General features: G+C 46.7%; 6 protein-coding genes and 1 pseudogene. 1 reads left to right on the forward strand and 6 read right to left on the reverse strand.

Annotated elements, in window-relative coordinates:
- Positions 1–53: 53 nt before the first annotated feature.
- From I2F54_RS15150 to I2F54_RS15165, 4 genes and pseudogenes are all read right to left on the reverse strand, one after another.
- A pseudogene (locus tag I2F54_RS15150) lies at positions 54–194 on the reverse strand (SDR family oxidoreductase); the annotation flags it as partial.
- A gap of 8 nt (positions 195–202) precedes the next feature.
- Positions 203–3,175, reverse strand: coding sequence for a glycoside hydrolase family 2 protein (locus I2F54_RS15155; RefSeq protein WP_195501723.1), 2,973 nt, complete (start codon positions 3,173–3,175; stop codon positions 203–205).
- 47 nt (positions 3,176–3,222) lie between these two features.
- A complete protein-coding gene (locus I2F54_RS15160) occupies positions 3,223–4,788 on the reverse strand; it encodes a RagB/SusD family nutrient uptake outer membrane protein (protein WP_009121921.1) in 1,566 nt (521 codons plus the stop codon).
- A 27-nt stretch (positions 4,789–4,815) separates the two neighbouring features.
- On the reverse strand, positions 4,816–7,905 hold the full coding sequence (locus tag I2F54_RS15165; RefSeq protein WP_195501725.1) for a SusC/RagA family TonB-linked outer membrane protein: 3,090 nt from the start codon (positions 7,903–7,905) through the stop codon (positions 4,816–4,818).
- Positions 7,906–8,182: 277 nt separating this feature from the next.
- Between I2F54_RS15165 and I2F54_RS15170 the strand changes: the two genes are divergently transcribed.
- Complete coding sequence (locus I2F54_RS15170) at positions 8,183–9,091, forward strand: sialate O-acetylesterase (RefSeq protein ID WP_195501728.1); 909 nt, start codon at positions 8,183–8,185, stop codon at positions 9,089–9,091.
- A 117-nt stretch (positions 9,092–9,208) separates the two neighbouring features.
- On the opposite strand, the gene I2F54_RS15175 is transcribed toward I2F54_RS15170, so the two are convergent.
- The gene (locus I2F54_RS15175; protein ID WP_195501730.1) at positions 9,209–12,085 is read right to left on the reverse strand and encodes an exo-beta-1,4-galactosidase; all 2,877 of its coding nucleotides are present in this window, start codon (positions 12,083–12,085) and stop codon (positions 9,209–9,211) included.
- Positions 12,086–12,095: 10 nt separating this feature from the next.
- Positions 12,096–12,872 (reverse strand): hypothetical protein, encoded by a 777-nt coding sequence (locus tag I2F54_RS15180; protein WP_195501732.1) that lies wholly within the window; start codon positions 12,870–12,872, stop codon positions 12,096–12,098.
- Positions 12,873–12,883 lie beyond the last annotated feature (11 nt).

The following is a 12,883-nucleotide window of genomic DNA, read 5'->3' on the forward strand; positions in this document are numbered from 1 at the left end:
TGAAATATTTCATCCCGCAAGACAAAAGGCATCGTCTTGCGGGACGGATTTTATCAGATTGAGAAGGCGTCGAAACCACCGTCCACTACCGAGAGCGCTCCGGTCACGAAGCTGGAAGCGTCACTGATGAGGTAGTGAATGGTTCCGAAGAGTACCTCCGGTTCCGCAAAGCGTCCGCACGGTGTGTGCGCTAAATGCATTACTACCTACTTTTTATGCTTTCCAGAAACTCTATTTCTATAATCCGGAGATTATGTTTTCCCTTGCCTTCCTTTGCTTTCTTCTCCATGTCATTGGCCGCTCCGCCCGCCACTTCCACAATCTGGCCGAAAGCGTCCTTGTCGGTAGTGCTGCCTTTCAAACGGACGGTTATCTTATCGGAACATACCGGCTTGTCCACTTCCAGATGTACGTATCCCAGACTCTTTTCCGTGTTTCCGCTCCAAATCAGCTCGTCTCCGGCATACACTTCCAAAGGATAACTGCGGGAACGCCAGCCGTTCAGCTTGATGCAGATGTCATCGACGCTCGCCTTTTCAGCCAGTGTATAGGTAATCCAGGCCGTACTTAACCGACCGTCGTTCGCCCATTCGCTCAACTCGTTGTCATCGTGGCTGTTGCCCGTTTCGGTACGGTTGGCGCCGGCTTCGGCGGACACAATGGCGATGTCGCGCTTGGTATCCGTATAGGAAGGAGCCAGCGGAGTTTCCCCCTTATCCAGCCTGCCTTTCAGGGTCAGTTGGGGCAGGTAGTCACTCAGTCCGTCTGTCACTTTCACAGGAACGGTCTGCAGCGTAAGCCTTGCGGCCGGAAGCCCTTCCGCCTCGGCGGTGACAACTATTTTGCCGGCTTTGGCCGTACTGCGGATCAGCGCACGGTTGATGCCGCATTCCACCGGAAGGTTCATATCCAGGATATGATTGTCCTTCCCCTGTGCGATACCGCCGCGCCATTCGGCCTCGCCTTTCAGGGTAAAGCGGACCGTACGGTTATCCAGCGGACAGCGTCTGCCGTCCTTGTCCACAACTTCCACCTGAAGCAGGGCCATGTCGGCTCCGTCTGCGTGGAAACCTTCGGGGTTCTGCATGGCGGTAAGTTCCAGACGGGCGGCTTCCCCCACTGTTGACAATGTATAGCGGCTCACTTCCCTGCCTTTTCCGTCGTAACTTACCGCTTCCAGCCTGCCCGGTTGATAAGCGACCTTATCGAAAGTGAAAAGGAAATGGCTTTCCCGTTTACCTTTACCCAGGGATTTGCCGTTGAGCAGCAGTTCCACCTGTTCGCCATTCGATACGACATATACGGGTTTCACCGTATGCTCAGGATAGTTCCAGTGTCCGATGATATAAGTCTGGAACTTGTCCGTATCCACCCAGCCGTTCCACATTACCTGGTGGGCGAAGAAGGCGTCTTTCTCTATACGCATGGGGTCGGTCACGCCGCTGCGGCGGTAGTTCTCCTCACCGCGATAATGTGTGTTGGAGTCGGAGAAGATGATTTTCGTACCGCCTGCACTGACCCGTAAGCCCGTACCCGGGCGCTCACGCCAGTAATCGTACCAGCGACGAACCATTTCCAATGCAAGCATGTCCTGATTATGATTATAATCTGTTGCAGACTGACCGCGGTAAAGCGGTCCCGCCCCTTCTTTATGGAACGGATAGCTGTACTCATCCCAATACTTGCGGAGTCCCTCATCGCGGCAATATTCGGTAGCCCACATCGGATGCTTCTTGCTCTTGTTGATATAAAGCATTTCACCGCCGTATTCCGCTTCGTTAATATCGAGCATCTCACGCGAGCCGATGGCACGTCCGCCGAAAGGGTCGAACTTGTCGCGGATTTCCTTCATCTCAATCATATGTTCACGGCTGATAGACTCATTACCACATTCGTAAAACAGGATACTCGGGTTATTACGGTTGTAGATAATGGCATCGCGCATCAGTTCCGTACGCTGTTCCCATTGGCGGCCTTGACGGTCTTTCTCCGCATCGCCGGCAGGCATGGCCTGAATAAGGCCGACACGGTCGCAAGACTCCACATCCTGTTTCCAGGGAGTGACGTGCATCCAGCGGACAAGGTTCGCGTTGCTTTCCACCATGAGGCCATTGGAGTAGTCGCTCAGCCATGCGGGAACGGAAAGCCCCACTGCCGGCCATTCATTGCTGGTACGCTGGGCATAGCCCTTCATTTGGATGACGCGGTCGTTCAACCATACCTTTCCCCGGCCGAACTTTGTCTTGCGGAAACCGGTACGGGTCACAACCTCGTCAAAAACATTGCCGCGGTCGTCCAGCAAAGCCGTATTCACGGTGTACAGATAGCCGTATCCCCAGCTCCAGAAGTGCAGTTCGCTCACATCGGCAGCGGCTTTCACGGTTCCCGTCTCACCGGCTTTCAGCACTGTCTTGCCGCCATGGAAGGTCTTTACCGGCTTACCGTCCGCATCGGTCAGGGTTACCCGGTAGCTGAAGCTGCGTGCCTCGCGACTGTCGTTTTTCACTTCGGACTCGGCATGTATCTTCGCCTTGCGGCCTTTGATGTCGAAGTCGGTGGCGTAGATGTATACACCGGTTGTTTTCAGGTTGCTGTACAGAGGCAGAGTCTGATATACCTCGTCCGTCACATACAGAAATACGTTCTTGGGAATGCCGCCATAGTTGGCGTTGAAATTACGGTCACTCCACTGAAACTTAGAGTTAGTACGTTTTTCGCGATAGAACCAGTTATTGTCCGTACGCACAGCCAACACGTTATCTCCTTCTTTCATATAGGGAGTAAGGTCGAATCCTACGGCCATGACCCCGTTTTCATGCAGTCCTAAATAGTGTCCGTTCAGGAAGAATTCACCACCCTGGCGAACTCCCTCGAATTCGACAAATACTTTTTTACCTCTCAATTCTTTTACCCGGAAATGCTTGCGATACCAAACAACCGTGTCAGTATGCTGTTCGATAGATAGTCTGAAAGCCTCATCTTCATTGAAAGCACGCGGCAATGTCACTTGTTTCCAATCGCTATCTCTAAAGTCGGGCTTTTTCGCTTGTGGAAAGTCCCCTACTTGCAGACGCCATTCACTGTTGAAATTATACTTCTTGCGTTCAGCCGTATAACCGTCTACCGCAAAGAGGGTTATCAGCAGAAATGTAAGTAGATAGAATCTGTTCTTCATGTTCTTATTACTATTGTTTATTAGTGTTCATTACTCCTTGTCACTCATTATTTGTATGCTTCGTTTTGCTGATACAATCCTTCTTTCGCTTTCATTTGCGTATCAGGAATAGGATAGAGATAAGTACCCGGTTGCACGTTATTGATGTAGTTATCATAAACGGATGTTCCGGCAGCTTTATCCGAGAATTTGGCACGTATCTTCTCCATGTATGTATTATGGCGTACGAGATCGTGCCAGCGAATACCTTCAAAGGCAAGTTCACGCCGGCGTTCATCTTCTACACATTGCAGGAAAGCGTTTTCGTTTTTCTGCGCCGCACTCAATGCCGCCAACCCGGCACGGGTACGTATTTTATTTACCAATCGCACGCCCTCATCCGTAGGACCTGCAATCTCGGCATACATCAGCATTACATCTTCCAAACGGATAAGCGGATAATTGATAGGGAAATAAGTGCGATCCACTATTTGCCCGTCAATATCACTGTATCCCAACTCTTTCCGTTTGATTTTATGTTCAAAGAACTTTGTAAAGTAGTTCTTCTTGGGATCGACCGTCGCTTCATAACGAACATCCGCCTTGTTCTCTTCATAAAGCGCAGCCAGCGCCTCCGAACAAGTTATGCGATTACCCGACATTTGAATGCCAATATAATCTGTTCCCACATTGGGTACGGACATAAAGACCACGGGGTTGCCATAATTCTTTTCGGCAACATATTGTACCTCAAAAATATGATATTTATTGTCGTTATCGCTAATCCAGATACGTTGCCATGTGTCACCGTCAGCAGCCCAGTATTTATTGTTTTTCTCTGCGTATGTAATTACCTCTCCCAATACCTCTTTGGCAAGTGATAATTTAGACGTATCATACAAAGGGAAACCGGCCATAGTCAGATAAACCCTGCCAAGCAATGCCTGCGCAGCCGGAAGTGTAGCACGCCCTGATTCGGCAATACCGCCACTGCTTGTGTAAGCCCGGTCTTTCATGTTTTCTATGGCATACTGCAAATCGGGAATGATTACTTGCTCGTATACATCTTGCGCTTCGGACTGCGGCGTACTCATTGCCTCTGCCGCACTTAACGATTTAGTGGCAACCGGTACACGCCCCCAATACCTTACCAGCTCAAAATAGGCATAGGCTCGCAAGAAGCGCGCTTCGGCCATAAAAGTAGCTTTTACATCTACCTCCTCAGCATCGTCTTCCACATTGAACTCCAGATGCTCTACTCTCTCAAGGAAGAGATTTGCGCGGGATACTATTTTATAGAAAGCATTCCAAGCGCTGTTTATTGTTCCGGCAGTGTATATGCTCGGATTAAAAACACTGATATCCACGTAGTCACGTTGCTTGTCATCGGCCGGTTCGGTCCATACGTCATCCGAACGCCCGTCGGACATGAGCAGAATATATTCAGGAACAGGCAGCAATCCGTTATAAATACCCAGCAATGCTTGCTCTGCCTGAATAGGTGTCTGAAAGAAATCCTCCGTAGCGCGTGAGGTCGGCGATTTCACCTCCAGCCAATCTTCACAGGAAGTTGTAGTAAACAGCGCACCTGCCAACAGAATGATACTGATACATATATGATAAATCGTTTTCATAAGTGATGTTTTTTAAAGGTTATTTCTTTAGAAGCTGAAATTGGCACCGACCGTATAAGTACGTGCCTGCGGATAGGCATTGTTACCTTTATTTTCGGGTGAATAGCCGCCGTCGTATTTATCCCACATCCATACGTTCTCCACAGTGAAATAGACACGCGCGTTGCGTATAATCTTTCGGTTAAGCGGTAATTTGTATCCCAAAGTAATATTCTTAATACGGAAATAGTCCGAGCTATAAAGCCAGCGTGTATCACGCAGTTCACCGGTAGTGGAGCTTAATGCCGGCGTCTTTCCGTCGCCCGGCTCCTCTTCCGAACGCCACATATTCTTCCACCAAGAAAAGACGTTCTGCGAGATAGCCATACCCGGATTGTCCATATAACGCCCCGGTGACATACTGTAGAGCATACCGCCGAATTGTGCCGTACACAGTACGGACAAGTCGAACGCTTTCCAACTCAGCTTATTCGTCATCCCAAAAGTGAAGTCGGGATTGGGTTTGCCCACCAACGTACGGTCATCATCGTTAATAACTCCGTCATCGTTCACATCACGATAACGCACATCACCCAATGCCGTACCTTTACGTACCGGATACTTCCGTAAATCTTCGGAATATTGATACACACCCACAGCATCATACATATAGAAACTGCGCATAGGCTGTCCTACCATCAATACTTGTGTATTACTGTCACTGAATATCTTGTCATTATTGCCTAAATCGGTTACCTCGTTCTTATTGTAAGCCATATTAAAAGAGGTGCTCCAACGCAAAGTTCCCGTCAGGTTTTGGCTTTGCAGTTCCAACTCAAAGCCTTTGTTTTGAACCTCACCCACATTATCCCACATATTACTGAAACCTATAATACCGGGCATTGTCACTTTATACAGCAAATCGCTCGTTTTCTTCCGGTAATAGTCCAACGATACCGACAAACGACTGTTGAACAACGAAAAGTCCGCACCGACATTCCAACTATATACTTTCTCCCATGTCAGGTCTTCCACATCAAGCGATGACATGGCATAGCCATTCAGCAACGAACCGCCTAAAGAGTAGTTTGCGCTCGACATCAATCCTAATGCCGCCCCGTCAGAGAGAGAATTATTACCATTGGCGCCCCAACTGCCACGCAATTTCATTGAATTAATGACGAAATCTTCCGACCAGAACCGTTCGTTCGAAATACGGTAAGCCAACGATACGGCAGGGAAAATACCCCAACGCTTATTTTTACCGAACTTAGACGAACCGTCACGGCGAATACTGGCAGTCATCAGGTATCGGTTGTCATATTCATATTGCAGGCGCCCGAAGAAAGAAGCCATACGTCCCGGATATCCGATTGTGGCATAAGCCGTAGTCAAATCTACGTCAGTCATATCGAAACTCTCCACCAAATTATCAGGGAAATGTGTTGCTGCGAGGCGGGAAGAATAAGAAGTTTTGGCTTCCATTGAAAAACCTGCCATAGCGCCTACAGTATGCTTGCCAAAAGAATTGTCATAATTCAGTAACGTCTGAAACAGGTAGGAATGATTACGTCCGTCGGTGCGATTAGCGGTAGCATAGTAACCTTCGCCCGTGTTCCAACGATTAGAGATGGAACTGGGCAAGAAACTCCGCGCCTGCGTACTACGAAAATTATAAGAACCTGTTACTTCCGCACGCAAACCATCAAACAACTCGGCACGGATAAATGCGGAAGTATTGACGCGGGCATCTTCCGTCATACTCGACTTACGTTCCAACGTAGCTACCGGACTGACACGGGTACCGGCCCAGCTATATCTGCTGTAAGGCTCCGCCCCTGTATAAAGGCCTGCTTCCGACTCGGCAAACGGTACCATAGAAAGTACAGCCACAGCATCCGCCGTTCCACCGTTATTCCACGACATGGAAGGAGCCAGATTGACACCCAATGTAATACGGTTGAATATGGTAGTCTGCATGTTGGCACGCAGGTTAAGTCTTTTATAAGAAGTATTGACAGCAATACCTTTCTGGTCTACATAACCCAAACTCACACGATAGTTGGACTGGTCTGTAGAATTAGATACCGACAAGGTATAGTTTTGTTTAGGAGCCAAACGGAAAACTTCATCTTGCCAGTCAATAGCCATCAGGTCGCCGTATCCGGGCTGTATCCAGCGAGGGTCATTTACATACGACGTATTTACAGAACCGCCGGTATAAGCCAGACGTATTTCATAATCATCGGTCGCCATAGCGCCTTTCGAACCATACGCCTTTACATAATTCTGGTTATTGATTTCCGAGCGCCAGGCAATCCATTCTTCCGGTGTCAGCACATCCAGCTTCTTCTCCATCTGCTGAATACCGAAAGAAGCGGAGAACTGCACGTTCACCTTACCCGTTTTCGGCGCTTCTTTAGTTTTGATAAGGATAACGCCGTTAGCGCCGCGCGAACCGTAGATAGCAGAAGAGGAGGCATCTTTTAACACATCGATGGATTCGATATCGTCTGCATTCAAATCACTTAGGTCATCTACCGGAATACCATCAACTACATAAAGCGGTTGATCGCTGGCATTGATAGATGCAGCGCCTCGGATATGTACTTCCAGTTCGCCACCCGGCGCCCCGCTGTTTGTAGTAATCTCCACACCTGCCAATTGTCCTTGCAGCGAAGACAGTACGTTTTCATTCTGCCTATCTGCAACTTTCTCGCCTTTCAAGGTAGCGATGGAACCGGTCACATTCCCTTTCTTGGCAGTGCCATAACCGATAACCACAACTTCGTCCAACGCCAAATCTGCCACTTTCAACTTCACATTATATACATTTTTCCCTCTGCCCAATGTTATCTTGGCTGTTTCGTAGCCCACGTATGAAATCTCCAGCTGTCCGGCATCTTTGGGAACAGAAAGCTTGAATTGTCCGTCCAACCCGGTAATAGTCATACTATTTGTTCCTTTCACTACTACAGTGGCGCCGATAGCAGGTTGTCCCGTTTCATCCAATACAGTACCGCCGATTTCCCGATTCTGCGCCGTTGCCGTGACACCACATAGCAGGAACAACAGAATGCAGAGCATTGAGACTGTCGCCCGCCTAAAGTCATAAATCTTTCTCATCTTATTTTTCATGGTCAATAAAGTTATCATATAAGAAACCGAAATGTGCATTTCATACTACCATTCGTATATTTTGTATCTGCAAAAGTAGCGGTCTGAGTCGATTCCCGCATGTAATTATGTACAGAAAGTATGCAAAAAAGCCCACTATACGCCATTCATAAAGCCCACAAAGCATTCTATGCAATCACTGTATAAATGTATAGGATATCTGAATAATATTGCATGTATTTGAAATAAAGGTTGCGTAACTTTGCCAACAGATAAATCAAATCCTGAAATAAATATCATGAAAAAGTTTCTATTGACAGCAGCAATTTTATGCTCGCTGACTGCTCTCGGACAAAGTAAGCGCAACCAGCCGGCAACCGTCATCATCACTGCCGGACAGTCAAACACAGACGGACGTGTATTAAACAATGTGCTTCCCGATTATATCCGACAAAATAAATATAAGTATTGCCAATGGTGCTATGGAAGTGCCGGCCAGCAAATAACGGGAGAGTTTGAAACTTTCTGGCCCCGCATGGTACACCAAGCGCGTCCGGGTCGATGGGCTTATGACGCCGTAACCTATTACTGGTTGGAGCAGGCGCTTCAAAAAGACTTCTATGTAATAAAATGGTCTTTGGGCGGAACAGCTATCGACACAGGTTGCAGCAGTACAAGCGGTAAATATTGGTCGGCCGACCCGAAATGGCTTGCCGTCAACCATTCAACAGCTACCGGTGGAAAATCACTTTTACTCTCGTTTACAGAAAACATTTCAGCATGTATCGACAATAAATTGGATAAACTCCCCGAAGGATATGAAATCAAAGCTTTTCTATGGCATCAAGGCGAAAGCGATCGGCACAAAGGCAAAAATTATTATAAAAATCTAAAGGACGTGGTAGCGTATGTACGTAACTTCCTTGTAGAGAAAACCGGAAACAAGCGATACAAAAAGCTCCCCTTCATCTGTGGTACAGTATCCCGTAGTAATAAACAATACAGCGCCGACGTAGAAGCCGCGCTCTACAAGCTCGCCAAGGAAGATAAGAACTTTTACGTCATAGATATGTCTAAAGCCGAACTACAAAGAGACCAACTGCATTTTACTGCTGAAGCCGCCGAATATTTAGGAATTGAGATGTATAATAAGCTGGTTGAATTGGGCATTGCCGGTAAAAAAGCAAAGAAAATAGGTATTAAATAATAAGATTCTCGTAGAAAATTTTGTGTAAGTAAAAAGGTTCGGGCTTGTGAAAGTCCGAACCTTTATGTTTGATATACACGGCAGATATTCAATATCTGTCTTCCCAATCAATAATCCTCAATTTATTTTAGGTTTCAGCTCATCCGGTGAGTCCTTTGTATACGACTTTACATTCCCTGCCACTTTTGTAAATAACTCCTGTACCTGTTCAAGAGATACAGTAGCCGAAGGACGGAAACTATCAGAATTCATATAATCCAGAATAGCTTTATACATCTGACGGGCAACAACACGCTTTTCCGGCTGTGAAGTAATATCCATACTCGTCATCATTAACTTTCCATTCAACACATTTGCTTCAAACAAGACTCCTAGCTTACGGCTGATAAACCAGGTATCTATACTCTGAACTATCGGCTGAAAATTACCCGGAAAATTTGTGAACTGCATCACTTGCGCTTTGTTCAGCAGCTCCCACCATTGTAAATTACTATGGTATTCGGTAGGAAATTCCTTAAACAACGGATGATATTCATTAAGGAAAATGCCGGTGGTATGCGGCGGACGCATTTTGAACCAGGATGTATTCCAAAATACGGGAGTAAAATGTTGTACCACTTCTTTACCATAGCTCACTTTTCCGGCTGCGGTAATCAGAACCTTGCCTCCTTGTTTCAACACAGAAATAGCTCGTTCATCCAATGTATCCGTAATGTACACATCACCTTCCGCCGGTTCCACACGTGCCGGATATACCCAAAAGTCCCAATCGTTCACGGCATCCGTATTCTCAATGCGTATTTCCAGATTCAATTTCCGCGGAGTGTCAACAGCATCCAACTTTAAATCCACACTCCCCAAAGAGATAAGATTACCTATGGGAATATTACCACTACCAACTACTCCATGAGCATAGACCTTTCCATATTTATCCTTAACCGTATAAACAGTTCTTGCTCCCCGTAACGGCATTGCTCCGAAATGGGCAACCTCTATATCCGCATGAAAAGTTTCATCACCGGTATACGCAAATTTAGGAATCCGCGCTAACGGAACAGTCGGACTACAAAAACGTCTGAACTTCTCCGCATCGATATAACCTTTTTCCTCGAAAAATACGTTAAGCACTCCCACCAATGCCGTTCCCTGGCCGGAATAATCATTTAATGCCAATAGTTGAAAACCCGCATAATCGGGTGTACGTAATGTTTTCTCTATTTCATGCTTGTAACAAATAGCTTGTAACTTACCCGACGCCATCATGAAATCATGAGCTTGACCACTCATATCGTTATCTTCCAGTATATCTCGGAATATCTCAAAATTCCGGGCTTTATTTACTCCGGTGTACTTACGGATTTCATTAAAATCAGGAAACACACACCATTGCCCTGTCTCATGCGAAACGTAAGGTTGTTTCACCGTATCAATCTTGGCACGGTAATCCGACATGCTTTCCGGTTGCCGTTCCGCCCATGTCAATCCCCGCGCACCGGCCTTTACGTGATACTGATTATGCGGTTGCCACTGCCAACTGCCACCAACCGACGCTCCTGTATATACACGACGGGGATCTGTCGCTTTCCAATAATCCACGAACTTACTCACCCAATTTACCCAACGCCCGGAAGGCTCGTTGCCACAAGCAAGCATACAGTAGGAAGCGTAGTTACCATACGCTTTCGTCAGCGCAATGGTTTCATCCATCAGATATTTGTCAATAGGTTGTCCATTCCCCAGCTTCGGCCCGTGATTAGGCCAGCTCGGCCCTTCGGGTTGAAGATAAAAGCCTACAAGGTCAGCAGCAATAAAGGCCGCTTCCGGTGGGCAGAAAGAATGGAACCGCATATGATTCAATCCATAGCTACGGCAAATACGGAATACACGCTCCCAAGAAGCAACATCCATCGGAGCGTACCCCGTTAACGGAAAATCACAGTTTTCAACTGTACCTCTCAACATCGTCTTACGCCCGTTTACATAAAACCATTTACCGTTTATCGTAAATTCGCGCATTCCGAATTGTACCTGCTTCGTTTCTATTTGTTTTCCATTCTTCAAAGTTGCCGTTAAACGATAGAGAGCCGGACTGAACTCATCCCACGTCAGAAAATTCTGTCCCATCGGCAGTTCCATTTCAAGCGGATTATCACCTTTTCGCACAGTAACGGTTTGGTATACCGGAGCAATCTCATGGTTGACATTCGTATTAAAGCTCCTCGCTGAAAGAGCTATCTCCCCTTTTGCTGAAGAAGATGCCCGCACATTCATACGTACAAGAGCTTTCTTTCCTGCAAGGTCGGGATATACCTGTATATCCTCAAAAAACACTTCCGGTGTAGATTGCAACTCTATCTTACCGACAATACCGTTCCAATTACCTTGTGTCTGGTCTGTGATACTATGCGAATCCGGACCTACGTTAATCTCTTTAATCCGGTTGTCCACACGAATAGTCACCAAGCTACTTTTTCCCGGAGTGACATAAGAAGTCAGGTCATACACATGAGGCACGCAAAGACTGTTCCGCATACCGACTTCCCGATGATTAATCCACACGGTAGTTTCTATATGAGGACGCTCCAGAAAGAGTACGATCCGTTCTCCTTTCCAGCTATCAGGAACCGTCACCTTCTTCTGATACCATGCCACCCCAACGTAATGCTTATCCGGCGTCAGGAAGAAAGGCAGTTTAACCTGACCGTCTATACGGTACTTTTCCATATAAGGGTTGAAATAGTAAGAGCTATCATAAAGGCTCCCTGTCCATTTGGTACGGACGGTTACATCATCCCCTTTCAGTTTTTCGGGCATTGACCCGGGCAGATTTATCCGGTCGCTCAAGGTTTTATTAAACCACTCTTCACGGACACCTTTATCCTCACGGTCTATTTGAAAAGCCCATTTGCCGGACAAGCTGACCGAGTGGTTTTGTCCCACTACGGCCAACGAGCCGGCAAATGCTATAAGCAAACTTGCTATAATATGTTTCATAAATTACTCTCTATTCTGCAATGACTCCCGCCCAACTGTTACACCAACGGAAATTACCTACATTGCCAATGAAACCGCTACGGTTTCTGAAAGAAATGGAACGGATGGCATGTTTCAATACATTTTCCGCATCTCCCTCGGCAACACATGAGGCCTCTGCCGGCTCTTCCGCAGTCAGTTCAGGGTCAACAAACAAAGACACTTTCTGATTGGCATAATCCAGTTTCAACACCAGTAAGTGAGTTTTATCATAATCGTAAGCCATGGTTGTTTCAGCCTTCACTTTCAACAGACTCGTTCCGAAACGGATTCTATCGCTACCCTCACGAGCCACATAAATATTGGCACGGTTGCTACCGCCCACATAGCTGGCGCTTACTCCCAAAAAGTCTGCCATACCACTTGCTCCGAGCTTGGAGAAGTTTACTAAGCAAGACAAGTAAAATGTACCGCGACCATATTGCTTTCCATCAGTCATGGAGTAGATACTGAAACGAGCGCCTTTCGTACCGGCAGGATAACCGCCTATGCTAATAGACGGGCCCTTTTCTGCATATCCTTCGTAAACAAGCTCTTTACCTATGGTAGGACTTGGATTGGTATTAGGTTTTGAAGAAAATGCTCCACACCATGTATTTATGGCAATTGGCGCCGTTTTCTCACTATAAACCGATTTCTCCAATTTGTCACCATCTTTATATCCTTGCAATAAGTCTTTTTTCAAAATCTGTGCATTTCCGGTAAAAGCAAATGCAGCCAATACCAATGTAAAAATTACCTTTTTCATGATTTTATGTA

The organism is Bacteroides clarus, from assembly GCF_015555825.1.
GTDB classification, from domain to species: domain Bacteria; phylum Bacteroidota; class Bacteroidia; order Bacteroidales; family Bacteroidaceae; genus Bacteroides; species Bacteroides clarus.

What these genes read in the sequence shown, in the direction of transcription:
- I2F54_RS15155 (WP_195501723.1), bottom strand. Translation starts at nt 3,175, where the DNA reads ATGAAGAACAGATTCTATCTACTTACATTTCTGCTGATAACCCTCTTT.
- I2F54_RS15160 (WP_009121921.1), bottom strand. Translation starts at nt 4,788, where the DNA reads ATGAAAACGATTTATCATATATGTATCAGTATCATTCTGTTGGCAGGT.
- I2F54_RS15165 (WP_195501725.1), bottom strand. Translation starts at nt 7,905, where the DNA reads ATGAAAAATAAGATGAGAAAGATTTATGACTTTAGGCGGGCGACAGTC.
- I2F54_RS15170 (WP_195501728.1), top strand. Translation starts at nt 8,183, where the DNA reads ATGAAAAAGTTTCTATTGACAGCAGCAATTTTATGCTCGCTGACTGCT.
- I2F54_RS15175 (WP_195501730.1), bottom strand. Translation starts at nt 12,085, where the DNA reads ATGAAACATATTATAGCAAGTTTGCTTATAGCATTTGCCGGCTCGTTG.
- I2F54_RS15180 (WP_195501732.1), bottom strand. Translation starts at nt 12,872, where the DNA reads ATGAAAAAGGTAATTTTTACATTGGTATTGGCTGCATTTGCTTTTACC.